25 protein-coding genes (1 of these 25 running past the window's edge) are annotated in these 19,466 nt (G+C 34.5%); 12 read left to right on the top strand and 13 right to left on the bottom strand.

Annotated elements, in window-relative coordinates:
- Nucleotides 1-41 precede the first annotated feature (41 nt).
- From C0Q33_RS05520 to C0Q33_RS05505, 4 genes are all read right to left on the bottom strand, one after another.
- Nucleotides 42-1,703, bottom strand: a complete 1,662-nt coding sequence (locus C0Q33_RS05520; protein WP_101477553.1) for a PAS domain S-box protein — start codon at nt 1,701-1,703, stop codon at nt 42-44.
- Nucleotides 1,704-1,710: 7 nt separating this feature from the next.
- Nucleotides 1,711-2,475, bottom strand: a complete 765-nt coding sequence (locus C0Q33_RS05515; RefSeq protein WP_101477552.1) for a hypothetical protein — start codon at nt 2,473-2,475, stop codon at nt 1,711-1,713.
- 1,260 nt (nt 2,476-3,735) lie between these two features.
- Complete coding sequence (locus tag C0Q33_RS05510; RefSeq protein WP_101477551.1) at nt 3,736-3,918, bottom strand: hypothetical protein; 183 nt, start codon at nt 3,916-3,918, stop codon at nt 3,736-3,738.
- A 10-nt stretch (nt 3,919-3,928) separates the two neighbouring features.
- Nucleotides 3,929-5,011, bottom strand: a complete 1,083-nt coding sequence (locus C0Q33_RS05505) for a site-specific integrase (RefSeq protein ID WP_101477550.1) — start codon at nt 5,009-5,011, stop codon at nt 3,929-3,931.
- Between the two features lie 82 nt (nt 5,012-5,093).
- Here C0Q33_RS05505 and C0Q33_RS05500 point away from each other — a divergent pair, with 82 nt between their 5' ends.
- Together C0Q33_RS05500 and cysS are read left to right on the top strand one after the other, a co-directional pair.
- On the top strand, nt 5,094-5,882 hold the full coding sequence (locus C0Q33_RS05500) for an NAD+ synthase (RefSeq protein ID WP_101477549.1): 789 nt from the start codon (nt 5,094-5,096) through the stop codon (nt 5,880-5,882).
- Nucleotides 5,883-5,895: 13 nt separating this feature from the next.
- A complete protein-coding gene (gene cysS / locus C0Q33_RS05495) occupies nt 5,896-7,299 on the top strand; it encodes a cysteine--tRNA ligase (RefSeq protein ID WP_101477548.1) in 1,404 nt (467 codons plus the stop codon).
- On the opposite strand, the gene C0Q33_RS05490 is transcribed toward cysS, so the two are convergent.
- Genes C0Q33_RS05490 through C0Q33_RS05480 form a run of 3 tightly spaced genes read right to left on the bottom strand, consistent with a single transcriptional unit; the run spans nt 7,296 to nt 9,334 of the window.
- The gene (locus C0Q33_RS05490) at nt 7,296-8,513 is read right to left on the bottom strand and encodes a redox-regulated ATPase YchF (RefSeq protein ID WP_101477547.1); all 1,218 of its coding nucleotides are present in this window, start codon (nt 8,511-8,513) and stop codon (nt 7,296-7,298) included. The genes cysS and C0Q33_RS05490 overlap by 4 nt on opposite strands.
- 42 nt (nt 8,514-8,555) lie before the next feature.
- Nucleotides 8,556-8,921, bottom strand: coding sequence for a hypothetical protein (locus C0Q33_RS09510; RefSeq protein ID WP_245867331.1), 366 nt, complete (start codon nt 8,919-8,921; stop codon nt 8,556-8,558).
- Between the two features lie 2 nt (nt 8,922-8,923).
- Nucleotides 8,924-9,334, bottom strand: coding sequence for a CoA-binding protein (locus C0Q33_RS05480; RefSeq protein ID WP_101477546.1), 411 nt, complete (start codon nt 9,332-9,334; stop codon nt 8,924-8,926).
- Between the two features lie 75 nt (nt 9,335-9,409).
- Between C0Q33_RS05480 and C0Q33_RS05475 the strand changes: the two genes are divergently transcribed.
- Nucleotides 9,410-9,970, top strand: coding sequence for a helix-turn-helix domain-containing protein (locus C0Q33_RS05475; RefSeq protein WP_101477545.1), 561 nt, complete (start codon nt 9,410-9,412; stop codon nt 9,968-9,970).
- Nucleotides 9,971-10,049: 79 nt separating this feature from the next.
- Here C0Q33_RS05475 and C0Q33_RS05470 read toward each other — a convergent pair whose 3' ends face one another.
- The 3 genes from C0Q33_RS05470 to C0Q33_RS05460 all read right to left on the bottom strand — a co-directional run bounded on the left by C0Q33_RS05470 (nt 10,050) and on the right by C0Q33_RS05460 (nt 11,334).
- Entirely contained in the window at nt 10,050-10,358 is a 309-nt protein-coding gene (locus tag C0Q33_RS05470) for a hypothetical protein (protein WP_101477544.1), read from the bottom strand.
- 82 nt (nt 10,359-10,440) lie between these two features.
- Nucleotides 10,441-10,833 carry a hypothetical protein gene (locus C0Q33_RS05465; RefSeq protein WP_101477543.1) on the bottom strand — a complete coding sequence of 131 codons (393 nt, stop codon included), beginning with the start codon at nt 10,831-10,833 and terminating at the stop codon, nt 10,441-10,443.
- Nucleotides 10,834-10,914: 81 nt separating this feature from the next.
- A complete protein-coding gene (locus tag C0Q33_RS05460) occupies nt 10,915-11,334 on the bottom strand; it encodes a hypothetical protein (RefSeq protein ID WP_101477542.1) in 420 nt (139 codons plus the stop codon).
- A 136-nt stretch (nt 11,335-11,470) separates the two neighbouring features.
- On the opposite strand from C0Q33_RS05460, the gene C0Q33_RS05455 reads away from it, so the two are divergent.
- The 7 genes from C0Q33_RS05455 (at nt 11,471) to C0Q33_RS05425 (ending at nt 17,057) form a co-directional block, all read left to right on the top strand.
- Nucleotides 11,471-12,133: a thioredoxin domain-containing protein gene (locus C0Q33_RS05455; protein ID WP_101477541.1), complete on the top strand. Its 663-nt coding sequence runs from the start codon at nt 11,471-11,473 to the stop codon at nt 12,131-12,133.
- Nucleotides 12,134-12,171: 38 nt separating this feature from the next.
- The gene (locus C0Q33_RS05450; protein ID WP_101477540.1) at nt 12,172-13,176 is read left to right on the top strand and encodes a biotin--[acetyl-CoA-carboxylase] ligase; all 1,005 of its coding nucleotides are present in this window, start codon (nt 12,172-12,174) and stop codon (nt 13,174-13,176) included.
- Between the two features lie 310 nt (nt 13,177-13,486).
- Entirely contained in the window at nt 13,487-14,323 is an 837-nt protein-coding gene (locus tag C0Q33_RS05445) for an arginase family protein (protein WP_101477539.1), read from the top strand.
- A 51-nt stretch (nt 14,324-14,374) separates the two neighbouring features.
- Nucleotides 14,375-14,779, top strand: coding sequence for a DUF2203 domain-containing protein (locus tag C0Q33_RS05440; RefSeq protein WP_101477538.1), 405 nt, complete (start codon nt 14,375-14,377; stop codon nt 14,777-14,779).
- A 46-nt stretch (nt 14,780-14,825) separates the two neighbouring features.
- Nucleotides 14,826-15,734, top strand: coding sequence for a prenyltransferase (locus C0Q33_RS05435; RefSeq protein WP_101477537.1), 909 nt, complete (start codon nt 14,826-14,828; stop codon nt 15,732-15,734).
- A gap of 30 nt (nt 15,735-15,764) precedes the next feature.
- On the top strand, nt 15,765-16,871 hold the full coding sequence (locus C0Q33_RS05430) for an aldo/keto reductase (protein ID WP_101477536.1): 1,107 nt from the start codon (nt 15,765-15,767) through the stop codon (nt 16,869-16,871).
- A gap of 39 nt (nt 16,872-16,910) precedes the next feature.
- Entirely contained in the window at nt 16,911-17,057 is a 147-nt protein-coding gene (locus C0Q33_RS05425) for a heavy metal translocating P-type ATPase metal-binding domain-containing protein (protein ID WP_101477535.1), read from the top strand.
- Here C0Q33_RS05425 and C0Q33_RS05420 read toward each other — a convergent pair.
- A complete protein-coding gene (locus C0Q33_RS05420; RefSeq protein ID WP_101477534.1) occupies nt 17,050-18,000 on the bottom strand; it encodes an asparagine synthase C-terminal domain-containing protein in 951 nt (316 codons plus the stop codon). The two genes, C0Q33_RS05425 and C0Q33_RS05420, sit on opposite strands and share 8 nt — an antisense overlap.
- A gap of 86 nt (nt 18,001-18,086) precedes the next feature.
- On the opposite strand from C0Q33_RS05420, the gene C0Q33_RS05415 reads away from it, so the two are divergent.
- Nucleotides 18,087-18,503: a transcriptional regulator gene (locus C0Q33_RS05415; RefSeq protein ID WP_101477533.1), complete on the top strand. Its 417-nt coding sequence runs from the start codon at nt 18,087-18,089 to the stop codon at nt 18,501-18,503.
- On the opposite strand, the gene C0Q33_RS05410 is transcribed toward C0Q33_RS05415, so the two are convergent.
- Nucleotides 18,500-18,817 carry an AlbA family DNA/RNA-binding protein gene (locus tag C0Q33_RS05410; protein WP_165776441.1) on the bottom strand — a complete coding sequence of 106 codons (318 nt, stop codon included), beginning with the start codon at nt 18,815-18,817 and terminating at the stop codon, nt 18,500-18,502. The genes C0Q33_RS05415 and C0Q33_RS05410 overlap by 4 nt on opposite strands.
- Before the next feature lie 57 nt (nt 18,818-18,874).
- On the bottom strand, nt 18,875-19,381 hold the full coding sequence (locus C0Q33_RS05405) for a DNA-directed RNA polymerase subunit K (protein WP_101477531.1): 507 nt from the start codon (nt 19,379-19,381) through the stop codon (nt 18,875-18,877).
- 51 nt (nt 19,382-19,432) lie between these two features.
- Here C0Q33_RS05405 and C0Q33_RS05400 point away from each other — a divergent pair, with 51 nt between their 5' ends.
- Nucleotides 19,433-19,466, top strand: the 5' portion of a protein-coding gene (locus C0Q33_RS05400) for a cyclophilin-like fold protein (RefSeq protein WP_101477530.1). 200 nt of this gene lie beyond the right edge of the window; the window shows 34 of its 234 coding nt (coding positions 1-34); its start codon is at nt 19,433-19,435; its stop codon lies beyond the right edge, outside the window.

Genomic DNA, 19,466 nt, shown 5'->3' with positions numbered 1-19,466 from the left:
AACACGTATACCATACAAATTACGTTATATCTTATTTGCAATCATGATAAAAATTTCATGTAAAAAGTAGTTCCTGTTTTCCCATCACTTTCAACTGAGATAGTACCACCAAGTTTTTCCACTATTCCTTTTGAGATGGCAAGACCAAGCCCTGTTCCACCTATAGATCTTCTTTCCGACGTATCAATTTGATAGAATTTTTGGAAGAGTTCTTTTTGTTTTTCTTGTGATATTCCAATTCCATTGTCTCTTACATAAAAAACAAGGCTGTTGTTTTCTTTCATGCAACCAGTCTCAATCTTTCCCTTGTTCTCTGGAACAAACTTTATTGCATTACCTATCAAGTTGTCAAAAACTTGTCTCAATCTTGATTTGTCTGTTTTGATGACTAGGTTCTTGGCATATGGGTTTGTTGTAAACTGACATTTTTTATTTTCTAAGACCTTCCCATAATCAGAATCAAGATTAGAGAAAAACTCATCCAGAGATAGATCATCTATTCTGAATTTCAGCTGATTAAGATCAAGCTTTCTTACATCCATAATGTCAGCTATTAGAGCCTCAAGTCTTTTGGCATTTTTTTCTATTACTTCAATTGCTTCTAATTGTTCTTGGTCAATCTTGCCAAGCATTGATGTTTTTAACATCTTGCAGTATCCCAGTATTGGTACAAGCGGTGTGTTTAACTCATGGGTGATCATAGCAGAAAACTCATCTTTTGCAACTCCCTTTAATTTTTCTGACACTTCTTTTGCTAAAGTTTGTTCTGCTTGTCGTGTTTCTTTTGCTAAAGTTTGTTCTGCTTGTCGTATTTCTTTTGCTAAAGTTTGTTCTGCTTGTCGTTTTTCTTTTGCGTCAGTGTATTCTAATTGTAGTTTTTCTTTTGCTAAAGTATACTCTGCTTGTAGTTTTTCTTTTGTATCAGTTTGTTCTGCTTGTAGTTTTTCTTTTGTATCAGTTTGTTCTGCTTGTAGTTTTTCCACTTTCTTGCGTTCAGTGATATCTCTTGCTGCAGCAAAGACACCTAACACATTTCCTTTATCATCTTTATAGACAGATGCGTTGTAAAGTACATCTGTGATCTGTCCAGATGAATTTCTAATAGATAGAGGATAATCTGCGACAAATCCTTCTTTAAACACACGCTCATATCCCTCACGAGCCTTCTTTGGCTCTGTAAAGTAGTCTGAGAAATCACTACCGATGAGATTCTCTCTTTGTACACCTGTAATCTTGACTGTAGCTTCGTTTACGTCGGTAACCTTTCCTTTTGCACTAATTGTAACTAGCGGATCAAGACTTGCTTCTATAAGACTACGCGCATATGCGGATGCACGTTTTTGTCCAGATATGTCTCGAATGATTTTTGCAATTCCTACAATATTTCCCTTCTCGTTATTTATTGGCGATATGCTAAGAGATACATATATCAGACTTCCATCTTTACGCTTTCTCTCTGTTTCAAAATGTTCAATACGTTCATTTTTTTTGAGCTTAGCAATGATCTCATCGAATTCAGATTCCTTACCTGTAGGATAGATAGAATAAATTGATTTACCCATAATCTCCTTTGATGAATATCCGAACATTTTTTCAGATCCAGTGTTCCAACTAGTAACAATACCATCAAAATCCATACTCAAAATAGCATCTTCGGATGACTCCACAATAGATGCTAAAAGAAAATTGTAAGTATCAGGCAAGATGAAGTTAACTCCTTACACTTTCCACTAAATTCTTAGCTTTAATCCTTGCAGTTTTTTTCAGGTTTTCAGCTGTAATCCTTGCGCTCTCCATTAAATTCTCAGCTGTAACCCTTGCGCTCTCCATTAAATTATCAGCTTCACCCATTGCACTTTCTATTAGATTATCAGCTTCACCAATTGCGCTCTCTATTAGATTCTCAGCTGTAATCCTTGCAGTTTTTTTCAGGTTTTCATCTCCCATATTGACAGTTTTTTTCAGGTTTTCAGATGTAATCCTTGCAGTTTTTTTCAGGTTTTTAGCTGTAATCCTTACAGTTTTTTTCAGGTTTTCAGCTGTAATCCTTACAGTTTTTTTCAGGTTTTCAGCTGTAATCATTGCAGTTTTTTTCAGGTTTTCAACTTCAACTCTGGCACTTTCTTTCACATTAATGATTTCCATATCCGTATTCTCTTCCAGACTCTTGACCTCAACCATTGTACTCTTTATCAGATTCTCAGCTTTGTCCATTGAACTCCCTATTAGATTCTCAGCTGTAATCTTTGCACCCCCTATTAGATTCTCAGCTTCAACCCTTGCACTTTCTATTAGATTTTCAGCTTTACCCATTGCACTCCCTATTAGATTCTCAGCTTTGTCCATTGAACTCCCTATTAGATTCTCAGCTGTAATCTTTGCACCCCCTATTAGATTCTCAGCTTCAACCCTTGCACTTTCTATTAGATCCTCAGCTACTTTCTCAATAGTCTGTACTGTATTTTTATCATTCATTTTGATTTTTACCTGCTAACAATACAATACTAATCATAACACTTGGTAAAGAAAGTATTGAGGTTTGTTTCATGTTTGTCATTTAGTTATTATCGGCAAAACAATTAAGTCACACTTACATTTGTGTCTGTGTGATATGCAAATTTGTCAATACGGTGGACTAGATCTCGCAGAAAATTTTAGAAATATCTGTTTTCTGCAATTCTAGACAGCGAGTGACTTGATTTTCATTTAGTCACCATGTTCTTTCAAATTATTGAAATGACATTCCACCCTGTCAAATACCGAGTAACCTTGATTCTACAAACATTACACCATTCATACCTTAAGCTTCTGTCAGCACAATCAGGATTAAGACAATCTGATTCTTTTCTGCATAGAGGACAGACATGTTTTTCCATTTATGATCTCCTACTAGTATTTTGAATCAAGGTTATCCATTTGTTTTCACCATTGATCTCAATTCCACAAGCTTCACTTGGAGTTTTTCCGTTTAATCCCTCGTGTGTTCTGATATAATTATGGAATATCTCATAGTATCCACATAGAATATGATTTCGTATCTTCACCAGTTTATAGACATAAAGTAGTATCCTAAGTGCCCAGAAATAATTGTAATTTCAGTATCAAAACGGTGGTATCATTCCAGATCAGAGGTAAGACAGCATAGAAAAAAGGTGCAAAGAAGCGTGGTTTAGAACACATTCTCAAGATATCACACATTATGTATCCAAATCATTGTTTTAAGATGCATATTTCAGATATATTTTTCCAAAAATATATCATATCAGACATATTTGATAATAATCATTCATGTCAATTATCGAGAAACATATCTTATCAATGATAATTAGCACATGCCATTAATGAAACATATCATAGCCAATAGTGACATCATATCATTGGCGATATCTCTAGACAGTGGCATTGTATCAATATCATCAATATCCGCACAATATCTATCATTTTGTCATTGTTGGTAAATACGCCAGCGAATAAAACATATCATAAATTATATCACATGAATGCCTCTATGCCTGACCGCATGCTAATGCTATCGAAATATTATGCATTAGATTATGCATTGATATATCAAAATATCAAAGATAGTGTTATCCTACCTTTTTATGCCTAAAGTATAATTTGTAGAAATGATCTAATCCTATCTTTAAAATAATTTTTCAATATTATTTTCATGGTAAAATCAGATTAAAAATAAGATATGCTCTTTCTTTAACTAACAAAAATTATTTGAAAGAACTATTCGCCTCTACTTCCAAGATCAACGATTTTGGCAGGGAGTTTTGGAGGCAAGTCATATCCCAATTCTAACGACTTTAAGAGATTTGGATTGCCCGTTATTTTTCTCAAGGAATCCACAATGCCTGAGAAAGAGTCCATCATTGCATCGTATGTTTTCATCTTGGACTTGATTTCTTTCATGTCGATGCCTTCATTTTTTTTCTTCGAGTTCTTCTATTCGAATTGATTTGCGTTCAGAATCATCAATAGTAAGATCAATTATTGCCTTCTTAAATTCTGTAAAACATTCCTCCCTAGTAGGTGTTAGATATCTTCCATCAAGGCCTTTCTTATGATGCATTAGTTTCTCAGCTATGTTCGGATTAATAGAATTTCCAAGTTTCAAAATAGTGTTGAATCTCTTTCTGAATCCATAAACTATAGCCTTGTCAAATCTTTCATCGATTTTCTTTCTCTCTATACCCGCAGATTTTATGACAAGTTCTAGCGCGTCATAAATTCCAGCAACCTCCATGTGTCTATTTTTGACTATTCCGGTTCCAGGTTTAGAATATGTTACAAGTAATGGGTTTTCCTTGTCAAAAACCTCACCATTTAGTTTTCTAGATTTGAAATATACGTCAAGTGCGTTCCTTGCTTCAGGAGTTAAAAAGGCCCAATAGCCATGTTTGGAATTTTCAGAAAAGCCTTCTGGAGAATTATCATAAATTCGAACGGCATAACATCCCGTATCCTTGCCACTTTTATCATATTGAATGAAAAGATGTTTCATTCGCAATATTGGATCTGTAAAAGATTGCGGTCTTGCGCCAGTAGAATTAAAGAAGTGAATTATTGCTTTTGTTCTTAGTTTTTTTGTTCCTTCCAACATTCGTTTAATGTCGGTACCAGTATACGGTACATTACCAGATATCTCATCAGACTTGTTCCCATTTTCTCGGACCAAGCCCATCAATGCTTTTTTGTGATACAATCTACGATTCATATCCAAAAATTTCATTGGTCCTGCAAGCATCTTTTTGGTAGTGACTCCTTTGAGTCCTCGTTCAGTTAGGCTCATGACCCAATCTTCTAGATGATTTTGAAGAATGTCAATTTCCAATTTTACTATCTGATCATAATTCATCGATATGTGCTTACAAAACTTGTCTAGATTTTTTTTATAATCAAGATATGTTTTTTCTTCCTCAATGCCATTTCTAAAACGTCTTAATACTTGAGACTCTGATTTTTCTTCTTTTTGTTGAAATTTAGATTTTAATGCGTTTTGCACGTCATTTTAGCGTAAAAGTATTATTTATTTAGGATCTTTAGTATGTGATAAGTTTAATTCTTTATCAATATTTTAAAAAATATTGAATCGTCAAATAATAGAAGAATTAGTCAAAAAAGATTACGATTTAATTCAAAATAAAATTGGAAGTTTTTTAAAAAATGAGATAGAATTAAGAAGATCAAACGGAGTTGTTTTTGGATTAAGTGGAGGGATAGACTCTGCAGTTATGGCTACATTATGTGCCAAATTCATAAAAGAAAAATCACTTGCACTCATAATGCCAAATTCAAAGATTACACCAAAGAGTGAGACAGAGGATGCAATAAAGATAGTAGATAGTCATTTGATAGAATACAAACTAATTGATATTGGGTTTATTCATAAAGAATATTCCAAATACTTGGAAACCAGCCCTCTAGCATTTGCAAACTTGGGAGCAAGAATTAGAGCCAACATGTTGTACTATTATGCAAATGCAAGAAATTGTCTAGTACTCGGTTCCTCAGATAGGAGTGAATTTTTGATAGGATACTTTACAAAATTTGGAGATGGAGCATCCGATTTATTACCAATAGTTTCATTATACAAAACCCAAATAAGAGAACTTGCAAAAAGTATGGGTATTTTACCAGAGATAATTTCCAAACCGAGTGGTCCACATCTATGGGAGGGCCATACTGCTGAAACAGAATTAGGTTTAGCATACGAAGAAATTGATTCCATACTTCATTGTACGATTGATAAGAATCTTTCAATCGAAGAAACATCAAAAATAACAGAGATTTCAATTTCAGAAGTAGATAAGATTTACAGAATGTACAAAAAAAGCGAACATAAAAGAACAATGGCTACACCATGCATCCTATGAGGATAAGAGAAAATTGAGAATTCTTGATACATTAACAGTAACAGAAAAAAATGTAGATACATCTAATGCGGTAAGAATTTACCTATGCGGCGTAACAGTATATGATGAAAGTCACATAGGCCATGCACGAACAATTATCGTATTTGATACACTTCGAAGATATCTAGAATCAAATGGAATCAAAGTAAATCTTGTTCAAAATTTTACTGATGTGGATGACAAGATAATCAATCGTGCCAATAAAGAAAATACATCTGCAGAGGAAATATCCACTAGATACATAACAAATTATTTTAATGATTTTGACAAACTCAACGTAAAACGAGCTGATTCTTACCCCAAGGCTACAGAACACATTACTGAGATGATCAATCTAATACAAGGATTAATAGACAAAGGATTTGCATATACAGCCAAAAATGGAGTATATTTTTCAGTTTTAAAATTTAAAGAGTATGGAAAACTTTCCAAGAAAAAAATAGAAGAATTGATCGTAGGTGCTAGAGTTGAAGTTGACGAAACAAAAAATGAGCCAGTAGATTTTGCCTTGTGGAAGTTTGCAGATGACAGTCCAATATGGGAAAGCCCATGGGGTAAAGGAAGACCAGGTTGGCACATCGAGTGCTCTGCAATGAGTCTAAAATATCTCGGAAGTAATTTTGAGATTCATGGTGGTGGACGAGATCTGATATTTCCACATCATGAAAACGAGATAGCACAGTCAGAGTCTTTTTCTGGAATAAATTTTGCCAAGATTTGGATGCATGTTGGAATGGTGACAATCAATGGTGAGAAGATGTCAAAATCTTTGGGAAATACAAAGTCAATTGATTTTGTGCTCAACAAATGGGGTCCTAACATAGTCAGATTATTTTGTCTGTCAGGGCATTATTCAAAACCAATTGATTATTCCGAAGATCTTTTAAAGGAAACCATAACAAAATGGCGCCAAGTAGAAAATTGTTATTTTGAACTGGCTCTAGCAGACAATTTTATTTCAGAATCTGAAGAATTGGAAAAAATCAAAGAAATGGTAAGAGAATCAAAGATTGAATTCGATAATGCGTTAGATTCGGACTTTAACACACCACTTGCACTCTCTGCCTTTTTCAAACTAGTCAAGAGTGTAAATCAACTGGCATCTTCAGAGAAACTTATGCGTTCAATATCAGATACAATTTTACCAACATTTCATCAAATGTTATCAATTCTAGGTCTAAGTGTAATTCAAGTCAACGAGGATGAGAAAAACAAAATTTCAAATTTAATTGAACAACGAAACATGTTGCGTAATCAGAAAAAATTCCAAGAGGCAGATGTCATAAGAAAACAGATATCAGATATGAATATCATCCTAATAGATCATAAGAACAAAACGCTTTGGATGAAACAGGAAAAAATAGGTATAGAAAATTAAGATTTTTTGGTTTTTGTACTAACTAGAGAGACAACATCCCGATCTCTTAATTGATAGTTAACTGGCAATCTTACTCCGTATCTCACATCTTTTGCATAAAGCAATCCCTTTGTCAGATCAGTGTGTATTTCTTTTGCCAAATCTTCCACAGTCGCACCATCCTTGAGCAAAAGTAAATCAGGGAGAATACGACCTTTCTTATCAGAGAAATTTTCAGGATTTGCTACTGGATATATAGAATTCATCTTCAGCAATTTGAATACTGTAACATTGATTGCAAACTGGACACCTGTTCTCATATATTCTCCCAGTATTCCCTGAGTGATAAAATCAAGTGCTTCAAGTTGTTTTTTATTTAGTTTATCTTTTTGAAGAATTTCAAATTGTTCGGAACCTGGAACATATTTGATGAGGCCTTTCTGTTCTGCCCTTCTTAGTGAGAGTTCACTATCAGTACTGGCAGGAATTATTATACTATCAATGTACTTTTCCCTAAGCCTATCAAAGTTTTTTTCAGCACCTGGAACATCAATCTTGTTTGCAACTATCAAGGTGGGCTTGGAGATCTTTCTTAGATAGGCAGCAAACTTTTTGCTATCATGTATATCAAAATTTTCAAAGTGTTTATCTTCAAGACCTGTAGTTTTTAGTGTCTCTTTGACATGACTTTCTTTTACACCTATTCCTCTGAATACATCAGTTATTGCCACAACAGGATCTGTCTCAGACTGGATAAGCTTTGATATTTTATCTCGATTTCCTTCCAAGAGTTTTAGATACCACATGATAAGTTCCTCTTCAATATCAGAAACATCAGCTATTGGATCACCACTTCCTACTTCCGCTATTCTTCCTGCTGCATCTACACTTCCTGAAACATCTACAACATGCAAAATAGCATCAGATTGAGTAGCTATCGAAAGGAATTGATTTCCTAATCCTTTTCCTGCCCAAGCATCTTTTATCAATCCAGGAAGATCAATTAGTTCAATTGGAATAAACCTCCAGCCATCAACACATTTTGAATTTTGAGGGTTATCTTTGATATTAAATTCAGTATGGACACAAGGAGTAATAGCATTTCCTAATGCTTTTTCAGGTTTTTTTGTTGTGAATGGGTAAGTTGAGATTTCTCCGCCTGCCAATGTAGCAGCATTAAAAAAAGTAGTTTTACCAGTGTTTGTCTTACCTAAAAGGCCAATTTTTATTGGCATGTTTTCATCTGATGGTGCTTTGCTATTTATCTCTGCCGTAGATTATTCGCCATGACTATGAGAGGTGACATTGCTAGATGAATTCTTTATTTCTTCAACATACCACAGAATTTCTTTTATTTCATCTTCTGTAAGTTTATCATTCCATTTCTCCAGTACAATCTTTAAGATTTGTGAACTGTTGTATAAAAGACTCCAGTAAGGATGATGTTCAGCTGTAGTAAGAGCAAGTTCTTCAATTTCTTCAAGACCTATTTTTGCTAAAGTCAATCCATTAGATAGTTCTCCATATATTCTGATAATGCTAGAATCAGGATCTGAATTTAATTTCACTAGAACATTTTTCTTTTCAAATGATTTTACCAGTTCTAAAAGAGATTCATGAAATGTTGAAAAATTATCAGTCATGTCTAGAATAGTCTTTGATGTTCTGCAAGCATGCACCTATTATAAACAACATCAATTCCGGATTTTTGTGCAATTCTCTCTGCCTCGGGATTGTGTATTCCCTCTTGCAACCATACCACTTTGGGCTTGATCTTGATAGATTCTTCAATAACTTGTAGTACTTGATCAGAAGGTCGAAAGATGTCTACAATATCAATCTTAACAGGAATATCAAGCAGACTAGAATAACACTTTTTCCCTAAAATTTCAGTTGCAGTGGGATTTACTGGAATTATATTGTAACCTTGTTCGTAAAGATATTTTGGTACATAATGTGCCGCTTTATCAGGATTCTTTGACATTCCCACTACTGCAATATTTTTTAGTGAATAAATTTTCCTTATCTCATCATCTGTATGAGAATCGTGTTCCATATTTTGTAAATGACGTCATATGGCTTAATATCTTGTGGAATAACCGATTTATAGGGCAATTGCAATTATTTTTTTGTGGAACAAGAACCCAATGATGTTATGATATTAAGTGCAATAAGTCAAGGAGTAAAAAAGTTTGATAAGATTTCAAAAAAGACAAAGATAGATTCACAGGAGGTGCAAAATCTTCTTGAACGTCTCGAAGATAAAGGCTTCATCATAGTAATTGAGAAAAAAGGCCTTTTTGGTCTCAAGAAGGAAATAGTGCTTACAGATAAGGGCAGAAAGGAATTAGAGGAGAGAAAGTTTGAGCTGCAACAAAACTGGAATCAAATGATAGAAATATGGAAAGGTGGGGATAAACAAAAGCTTCAACAACACATGGATGAGAATCGTAGTATAATTCCATCAATGATGTTTCTAGGGATAATGGATATGATGATGTTCTCCACTATGATGGGATTCATGGGTATGACCATGACAAGTTTCATACCAGATCAATACACAGATGGAGGCGGTCACGACATGGGTAATCAGGACATGGGCCATGATACAGGTCAGGATTTTAGTAGTGGAGGAAGCGGTTTTGGAGACGGGGGACCTGGAGACATGGGTGGATTTGATGTTAATTTTTAATAACACCAAAAATACTAGAAGATTAAAAAACCGTTTTTTGAATTCCTCGTGAATTCGAATTTAATCGAAGTTTATTTTATCACGGGTTTTTGGTTGGTGCAGGAGTTGAGACTGCCAATTGTGCCATGACATCTTCACCAAGTGTATCTTTTGGGATTTTGCCATTAATACCCTTTTGTGATTGCCATACTGCATTATACCACTGAGTATGCTCACCGGGTGCACATTTATGATCTCCACAAATATTACTACTGCCATGAGTTGCTGTGGCAATATAATTTCTCACAGTAGCAGTAGTCAAAGCACTAGCTTGTGGAACAATCATTATTGCAGTGGATGTCAAAAGAACTATTGCTGCAAACATCAATAATGCTATTTTACTAGTCATCAATCAGGATACTCTAAATGGCATATAAAAGAATTATGCATCATTAATACGCTGAAAAATATTAAAATCAGATTTAGTGTTACTACTTGGTACCTTTTGTCATGTTACCATTAGCAGCCATATTTGTGCCCATGTTCATGTTGCCAGACATTGTATTTCCATGCATTGTTGTTGATCCAGCAGTTGAACCAGCCATGTTGTGCAAAACAGATTCGCCATGTTGTGATGTGCTAGAGATTTTGCCTTGAGATATGTTTTGATGATCCCATACTGCTTTCTCCCATGCTGTTCTCTCTCCAAGTGCGCATAAATGATCACCACAGACATTTTTTGCACCCTCAAATCTAGCCGTTACGGGAGTTTTGTTATATTCACCCATATTTTGATTGAGTGCGCTAGCCTGAGGAATAACCATTATAGCAAATGATGTCAAAATCACAGACATTGTAAACAAGAGCATCATGTTGTTAGACATGTATGGTAATTCAGAAGTGGGTTATAAAAGAATTATGCATTATAAATACGCTGAAAAATATTAAAATCAGATTTAGTGTTACTACTTGGTACCTTTTGTCATATTTCCAGCACTAGTCATGTTTTCACCCACGTTCATTTTTTCTGCCATGTTTAGGTTTCCATGCACAGATGTGGAATTAGACATTGGTGTGGTATTTGATGTAGGTGCAGGCGTTGTATTAGATGTGGGACTCAAGGTAGCTAGATAGGTATAGGCATTGGCAATTTTTCCAGGACCAGTACGCTGTAATTGAGATAACTTTTCAAGCCATTGTGTTTTTTCTCCAGATGCACATATGTGGTCACCACATACGTTAGTGCCACCATATGAGGCAGTACTATGATTATCGTTGAAAACAGTTCTTTGGGTCAATGCACTTGCCATCGGTAAAACAGATGCTGCAAAAGATGATGTTAAGACTGCAGTAACAAATAACAGTGCAAGCAATTTTTTCTGCATTTAGTTTGATATTCAATAGATCTATAAAAAAATTACCCCTCTGAGATCCTTTTCCTCACAAATTTGCAATTCGATTCATGTAATTCCGAGGCATACCAAACAAATAGATACAGAATATTTTCAAGAACGAATCAAAATGGTGGCAAAGATAGGCGCAAAAGCACCAAATCTGGGCGTATCAAAGTGGATTCAAGGATTACCGACTAATATCGATAAAGAAAAGGATAATGTTGTCCTAGTCGAAGTATTCCAAGTTAATTGTCCAGGTTGTTTTCTATATGGAATTCCTCAGGCAATTGACATTTATCAGAAATATAGAAAAGAAGGAGTTACTGTTTTAGGAATAGCAACAGCGTTTGAAGATTTTGATAAAAATACAATTGAGAATTTAGAATTATTACTTGCCAAGGGGGAAGTAATTGGTGAAACTCTAAAGGCACTTAGTCAATACGGACAGCTCATTGATGGAAATAAACTCCCTTACAAGATTCCATTTCCAGTTGGCATGGATTTACTAAAAAAAGAAGATGAGCCCATAAGCAAGACAAAGATGGATGAGATCATTCAAGCCAATGTTCCAGGATTTGAATCATATAGTGATAGTCAAAAATCTGAAATCATTGAAAGAGTAAAGCAATATCTAAAAAGTAAAGAATATTCAGCCCAAACTTTTGAAGAATTTGCATTACGTGGTACACCATCGACAATTTTAATAGACAAGAAAGGAGTATTACGAGATGTCTCATTTGGAACCAATAATTTTCTTGAAGAGAATATAAAAAAAATGTTAAATGAATAAGCATCAACTTATGAACTTGGAATAATTGTAAATACAACATGTATACATCGTTTGATGAAACACCACTTGACAAAATAATTACTTTATTAAAATCTCACCAATCAGAATTTTTATCAGGGGAAAAACTAAGTAAATCATTAAATCTTAGTAGAGCAGCAGTTTGGAAGAATATCAAAAAACTCCAGTCGTTAGGATACAAGATAGAGTCAAAACAAAGGACAGGTTACAAATTACATTTTGGTACTAATTTTCTTTTACCATGGGAGATTTCAGATGGACTTCAGACCGATATAATTGGAAGAAAAATATACTATTTTGATACAATAGACTCGACTCAAAATTTTGCTCTAAAATTATCCCAGAAACCTCATGAAAACGGATCTGTGGTTATTGCTAAGAGACAAACCAAGGGAAGAGGAAGATTAAATCGAAAGTGGGTATCGCCAAAAGGAGGAATATGGCTATCAATTCTTTTAAGACCAAACTTTGAGTTATCACAGACTTCGTTATTCCCTATGATCACATCTCTTGCCGTATCTATTGCAATAGAAAAAATATTAAAAATTAAACCAGAATTAAAGTGGCCAAACGATGTAACGCTGAAAGGGAAAAAAGTTGCAGGCATTCTAATTGATGTCGCTATAGAATCGAACAAGATCGATTATCTTGTAATTGGAGTAGGCATTAATTTTAGAATTCAGTCAGAAAAAATATCAAGACTTGTCAAGAGATCTCATAGACGTTATGGAATCACTACACTAGTAAAAGAAAAGCAAGATGGTAATCCTGTCGAATTGGTACAACAATTCCTATTAGAACTTGAACAAATGTATAACAAAGTAATATCAAACTCAGTTGAAGAAATTAGAAAAGAGTGGATCAGAAGATCTTCCACCATAGGAAAAAATGTAACTGCAATTACAACTACAGGAGTGTTAAAAGGTAAAGCAATAGGAATAGATGAAACAGGGGCACTTCTTTTATCAAATAGAGGAAAAATCCAACGTCTATTAGCTGGAGACATAACATACAAAAATCCATAATGAAGGAAATCGTATTTCGACAAAGATTTCTTTAGGATAGATCTTTATTTGTGAGATATGAGAATCAGACTAGTTCCTATTAGTATTCCTGCAGTTATCTCCAACAAGTGTGGTAAAAATATTCTTCGTAGAAGAGTTTCACCAGATTTTTGCTTCATATAAACATACTTTAAAAATTCCTTATAATAATGTTTTATCAGATTTAATTATTAGAATAAAGCTAATTTGTTTTAGGTTACCAGAATATTTTATACAGTAATGATCGCAGTAATTAACGAATTTTTAATAATAGTATAGTCTCAATTAAAAGATGAAAATTTGCTGGGCAAATACTGATAATTTTGACGAAGCAGACATTGTGATCATAGGAATCCCCGATGAATCAAAATCCCATGCACTTAGAAAGGGTACATCTGAGGCACCACATAAAATCAGAGAAATTTCATCCATCAGGGATTCATACAAGCGTGGTGATGTGATATCTCTGGGTTTGCCTTTAGACGGAATTACCAAGAAAGTATATGATTATGGAAACATAGAACGTAGTCAAATAGAATATTCCATAGACAATATAGTTTCCAAATCAAGAATTCCCATATCTATTGGAGGAGATCATTCCATATCAACAGAATTAATAAAATCAATCTCAAAAAAATTTGGTCCTCTATCACTAGTGTACTTTGACGCACATCCAGATTTTGTAAGTTCAGTGCAAGGATACTATGGTTCAGTATTCCATGATGTTTTGCAGTATATCGACATAAAATCAAGTATCATGATAGGAGTCAGAACACCAGAAAAAGAAGAAATTGACAATATAAAAAAATATGACTTGCCAATAATTACGCCATTTGACATAATTAGACAAGGAATACAGAAAACTGAAGAAATAATCCTTAACAGAATCGGAAAAAACACATATGTTTCATTAGACATGGATGTAATTGATCCAGCTTTTGCTCCAGGAGTTTCTGTTCCTGTTCCACTTGGTCTGAGAAATATTGAGGTGGCTCTTCTTCTCAAGTCTATTGTGAAAAAAGGCATTTGTGGACTAGATATAATGGAAGTATGTCCCAATTATGATATCAAGGATAGAACATCACATCTTGCTTCAAGAATTATTTCTGAAGTAATATCATCAGCATAATCATACCAGACTCTCCTAATACTTTTAACTACCCAGATTATTAAAAAAACAATGTTTTCTCATTTTACATTAAATCAAGCAAACGAAATGCTCCCTTCAGTAATTAAAAAATTTCAAAACATTGTAAATACGAAAAACGAAGTTATCAGAATCCAGTCAGATTTAGAAAACAATCCAAAATACATGACAACTTTTAAGGATTATATCATAAAAAAACAAGAACTCAATACTGCAATAACTAATTTTTACAAATCAATTGAGGATTTAGAAGCCATAGGAGTTTCCATAAAAAGCATAGATCAGGGATTACTTGATTTTCCATCTTTAATGTTCAATGAAGAGATTTGGCTCTGTTGGAAAGAAGGAGAGACGGAAATAAAATTCTGGCATGGAAAGGATGAAGGATTCAACGGTAGAAAACCAATAGAAAGTATGGATTTGGAAAAATTAAGATAATCCTTCCATCCAAACATATATTCAAACAATTCAACATCTAACAGAAATGTCAACTCTCAAAGTGTGGCTACGTGTAGTACGAATAAAATTTCTTCTTGCATCAATTATTTCAGTTTGTTTAGGTCTTGCAATTAATGGATGGCAAAACAAGACATTCGATATCGGATTTGCAATATTGACATTTGTTGGAGTTGCCGCATTACATGCAAGTGTAGATTTACTAAATGACTATTGGGACTATAAAAGACAGATTGATACGGATACTAAAAGAACAAAATTCAGTGGCGGAACCGGGGTTTTGCCAGAGGGATTACTCAAACCAAGTCAAGTATATCGTGCAGGAATAGCCATGTTAATAATTGGCTCTTCAGTTGGAGCATTTTTCATATTTGAAAGAGGAATAACTATAGCAGTAATTTTGGGATTTGCAATTGTTTCAATCTATTTTTATTCAACAAGAATTGTAGATTCTGGACTTGGAGAGATCTTTGTTGCCATCAAGGGTTCAATGATAGTACTTGGTACGTATTTTGTTCAGAGTTCACATATAACAATAGAACCAATCTTGGCAGGAATTGTTTCAGGTATTCTTTCATCGATGGTCTTGTTTGTAAATTCATTTCCAGATTTTGATGCAGATAAAAAACATGGAAGAAAAACCCTAGTCATAGTACTAGGAAAAGACAAAGCTTCGTCAGCAGTATGGATCTTCCCGGCCACAATATATGGAATTATCATCACATCAGTCATTATAGGAATTTTTCCAATAAGTTCTCTTATTACACTAGCAACCATGCCGCTTGCAATAAAATTTGGAATTTCTCTTAAACGGCATTATCAGGACATTGAAGGACTCGTCCCAGTGATGTATGGATTTGTATCATTTGGAAGAATAACTGGAGCGTTGTTTGTCATTTCATTTGTTTTAGACATATTTTTGAAAAATCTTCAGTAGAATTAAATCGTCCAAATTTCAATCCAATATATGATATCAGGTTATGCTACCTCAGATGGCACTTCAAATTTTTCAAAAAGACAGTCAAATGTAGCAAAAAATCACTTTAAGAGTTTTGCAGGGCTTTCACTTTCATCCATAGGAATTGGCACATATCTTGGAAATCCGGATGATGCCACTGACAAACTAGTTGTAGAAGCAATCAAGTGGTCAGTAAAATCAGGAATTAATGTAATAGATACGGCAATTAACTACAGATCACAAAAGGCAGAAAGATCAGTAGGAAAAGCAGTCTCGGAACTAGTAGAAGCAAAAGAGGTGAGAAGAGATGAGCTTTTCATCAGCTCAAAGAATGGATACATAACAAACGATGGAGATGTTAATGAAGAATTTTGGATTAACATACAAAATACACTTGTAAAAACAGGAGTGATAAATTCTGGAGACATATCTTCTGGTTACCACTGCATGACTATACCATATTTACAGGATCAGCTAAATCGTAGCCTAAAAAATTTGGGACTAGATTGTATAGACTTGATGTACATCCACAACGCTGCAGAAGGTCAACTCCAAGATATTTCAAAGGAAAAGTTTATGAAAAATCTCAAAGATGTATTCGAGTTTTATGAAAAACAGAGAAAGGAGAACGTCATACGATATTATGGCATGGCAACATGGGAGTGTTTCAGAGTTCCAAAAGAGCATCCCCAATATTTATCACTTTATGACATTGTAAAAATTTCAAAACAAGTTGGAGGTGAAGATAATGGATTCAAGTTCATTCAACTTCCATACAACATGTACCTTGATCAGGCACTTACTTTAAAGAGTCAGGAAATTGACACAGCACAACATAGCATACTAGAAGCAGCAATAAAACTTGGAATGGGAGTATTTGCAAGTGTTCCACTCATGCAGGCGAAGTTACTTGCACCAAACATTTTACCAGAATTTGGAGGGTTGACAAAACCCTCTCATCGTGCAATCCAGTTTGTAAGATCCACACCAGGAATAATAGCACCACTTGTAGGACAAAAATCTCAAGTGCATGTGCAAGAAAATTTAGATATTACATCTACGCCAGTTTTGAGTGATTCAGAGTTTTCAGAACTGATAAAGAAGTTATCATCTTAATTGTAAGTTTTAAATACAAACCTTAGGACGAATTCCATTATGCCGGTAGATCCAGTATGCGGAATTGAACTAGATGAAAGCCTTGCTTTAGTACACGAATACAAAGGCAAAAAATATTATTTCTGTTGTCATGGTTGTAAGAGAATTTTTGCTAAAAAACCAGACAAGTGGAAAAAAACTAAATAGGATAGGTACCACACATGCGGCAAAAATGCGAATCTGTACTCAGAGCATAACTACAACACGGACACTTTATTTCTGATTTTAGCAAATTATACGGAGCATCAAAATGCTTTCGGTATATGCCATAATAGTAAAGAGACTCTTTTGAAGATAGATTGACTTTGTCTTTTGCCAAATATTGTTTAGATTTTTCATCATACACAGAATCTGGAATTAGATTATCAAGAAAAGTAGTCAATCCGCTTGTTCCAGAACCATCTTGCATTGCAGATTTTTCTCTCCAGACTATAGACTCTGGAAGAATATCTTCAAAGGCCTTGCGTAGGATCCATTTACCATACATTACTCTTTTTTCTTCATGTACCTTCAGATGTGATGGGATATTTTTTGCATACTCAGATACAACATCGTCAAGAAAGGGTGTGCAAAGGTGTATTCCAATAGATTTTGAAATAGATTTTGAAGGATAGTGCATTACTTTCCAAATTCTAGCTAGATCATCATCTAGTTCCTTTCCAGATAATCTCTTGAAAAAATTATATCCTGCAAAAAGTTCATCCGCGCCATCACCAGTCATCATAGAATGACATCCCGAATCTTTGGCAGTCTTCATTGTAAGATATACTACAACATTATTTCGAATCTCTATTGGATTGAATACACGGAGGATCTTGATAGTCTCTTCTGCGGCTGACAATAGATCTTCAATATTTGCAGAAATAACTCTGAGATCTAGTTGGTTTTGTTTTGCCACAAGCTGAGCATACATTAGATCACTTGATACAAAATCTTTTGCAACAAGAGCAAATGCTGGAATTTTTTTATTTGTGATACAAGAGGCAAGTATCGAGCTATCAAGACCTCCAGAAAGAGCAACACAGTCATAATTACAATTTTTCACTGCTTGTAATACTAATGATTTTATTTCTTTTACAAATTCTTGCAATAGGCAGATCTTTTCTGTTCTCTAAATTAAGTCATCATAAAAAATATGATTAGGTTTAAATATTTTATAACAACATTTTGGCATATATGCTTCTTCCTTCGGAAATAGAAACAAAGACTCTGATACCTGCGTTGAGAGCAATTTTGGCAAAGAAGCTAATAGAAGAACACAAGATAAGAGAAGAGGAAGTCTCAAAACTATTAGGGGTGACTCAAGCAGCCATAAGCAATTACGTCAGAGGAACAAGAGGTGATCCAGTTCTGATAAACAAGTTGTTGTCAGTAAAGGAAGTATCTGACATGATAAATGACATTTCTAACAATCTTGCTTCAAAAATGGCATATACCCCAGCAAGCCTCTCAAAGTTCATAGGTCTTTGCAACTACATAAAATCAAGTTTACTAATATGTGACATACACCACAAGCTTGAATCAAACATAGATGAGGCAGTTTGCAAAGAATGTGAGAGTATGCTTCTAAAAGGTCCAGGTACTTCGTTTTAGTTCGTTTTTGCTACCGTAATTTTAATAATTGAAACCATCGAAGGTCCAGAACTTTCACGAGTCTCTTCACTATCTACAACAATGTCAAGAATTTTGGAATTTCCCTTCATCATGTTTTCAGTTACAATATTTGCAACAGCTACTGCAGTAGGTATTGACTGACCGCTTGCTACAAGTGTAACTGTTTTGTATTTTACTAGATCAGTTAAAAGATCAAGTGCACATGGTACAATATCCTGTTGATGTATGGTAACTATCTTACCTGTAGAGTTTGGGAAATTTCCATTTAACTGTGTTTTATCTTCGCTAATCAACAAACCCTATCACCACCATTTACGCATTCTATTAAAGTCTTATCGACCATTCATCCATTAATCGAAAAGATCGATTGGAATATTTTGAAAGTCGCCATTTGGTAAAACTCGTCTTATTGTAATAGGAATAACACGTTTTTCAAGTTCTGCATAAGCAAGATCAAGCGATGTTGCAACATCTTTTGGTATCGGTATGAAAGGTGGCGCTCCCAATGATAATTGTAATGCCCTAGCTCCAAGTATTCTTGCTTTTTCAAATCGTGTCAAGGTTGGAGGACCTATCATTATCTTACCTTTTCCAGTCATCTCGTACTCTACTGGAACATGAATTGGATCTACATCTATAATTTCACGAGCGTCAATTATCTTTCTTAGTCTCTCTTGTTCTGCGATTTCTTCGGCACTAAGCTCCTTCTTTCCTTTCTTTCCTGGTTTGACCTCCTCCTCTTCTTCTACGGGAGCTTCAGTTGTTTCAACTACAACAGGTCCTAAGACTGGTTCTTCTTCTTCTACTGGTTGAACCTCTTCAGTATCTACACTAACTTCCTCAGGTTCATCCGACATTGTGATGTTGGATAAAGAAACGTTATATATTCATAATCCTTCTCCTCAAAAATGAGCGCAGGCTCTGTCTCCAAGCAAGATCTGG

The organism is Candidatus Nitrosotalea bavarica (assembly GCF_900167955.1).
Taxonomy (GTDB): Archaea; Thermoproteota; Nitrososphaeria; order Nitrososphaerales; family Nitrosopumilaceae; genus Nitrosotalea; species Nitrosotalea bavarica.
The sequence above is the reverse complement of the archived record's forward strand: the minus strand, read 5'-3'. Positions and strand labels throughout refer to the sequence as shown.

Excerpts from the sequence above, each read along its gene's own strand:
- C0Q33_RS09510 (WP_245867331.1), bottom strand. The coding sequence starts at position 8,921 with ATGACTGATAATTTTTCAACATTTCATGAATCTCTTTTAGAACTGGTA.
- C0Q33_RS05455 (WP_101477541.1), top strand. The coding sequence starts at position 11,471 with ATGGTGGCAAAGATAGGCGCAAAAGCACCAAATCTGGGCGTATCAAAG.
- C0Q33_RS05430 (WP_101477536.1), top strand. The coding sequence starts at position 15,765 with ATGATATCAGGTTATGCTACCTCAGATGGCACTTCAAATTTTTCAAAA.
- C0Q33_RS05460 (WP_101477542.1), bottom strand. The coding sequence starts at position 11,334 with ATGCAGAAAAAATTGCTTGCACTGTTATTTGTTACTGCAGTCTTAACA.
- C0Q33_RS05445 (WP_101477539.1), top strand. The coding sequence starts at position 13,487 with ATGAAAATTTGCTGGGCAAATACTGATAATTTTGACGAAGCAGACATT.
- C0Q33_RS05465 (WP_101477543.1), bottom strand. The coding sequence starts at position 10,833 with ATGTCTAACAACATGATGCTCTTGTTTACAATGTCTGTGATTTTGACA.
- C0Q33_RS05480 (WP_101477546.1), bottom strand. The coding sequence starts at position 9,334 with ATGGAACACGATTCTCATACAGATGATGAGATAAGGAAAATTTATTCA.
- C0Q33_RS05440 (WP_101477538.1), top strand. The coding sequence starts at position 14,375 with ATGTTTTCTCATTTTACATTAAATCAAGCAAACGAAATGCTCCCTTCA.
- C0Q33_RS05490 (WP_101477547.1), bottom strand. The coding sequence starts at position 8,513 with ATGCCAATAAAAATTGGCCTTTTAGGTAAGACAAACACTGGTAAAACT.
- C0Q33_RS05450 (WP_101477540.1), top strand. The coding sequence starts at position 12,172 with ATGTATACATCGTTTGATGAAACACCACTTGACAAAATAATTACTTTA.
- C0Q33_RS05510 (WP_101477551.1), bottom strand. The coding sequence starts at position 3,918 with ATGAAAGAAATCAAGTCCAAGATGAAAACATACGATGCAATGATGGAC.
- C0Q33_RS05405 (WP_101477531.1), bottom strand. The coding sequence starts at position 19,381 with ATGTCGGATGAACCTGAGGAAGTTAGTGTAGATACTGAAGAGGTTCAA.
- C0Q33_RS05435 (WP_101477537.1), top strand. The coding sequence starts at position 14,826 with ATGTCAACTCTCAAAGTGTGGCTACGTGTAGTACGAATAAAATTTCTT.
- C0Q33_RS05515 (WP_101477552.1), bottom strand. The coding sequence starts at position 2,475 with ATGAATGATAAAAATACAGTACAGACTATTGAGAAAGTAGCTGAGGAT.
- C0Q33_RS05425 (WP_101477535.1), top strand. The coding sequence starts at position 16,911 with ATGCCGGTAGATCCAGTATGCGGAATTGAACTAGATGAAAGCCTTGCT.
- C0Q33_RS05415 (WP_101477533.1), top strand. The coding sequence starts at position 18,087 with ATGCTTCTTCCTTCGGAAATAGAAACAAAGACTCTGATACCTGCGTTG.
- C0Q33_RS05470 (WP_101477544.1), bottom strand. The coding sequence starts at position 10,358 with ATGACTAGTAAAATAGCATTATTGATGTTTGCAGCAATAGTTCTTTTG.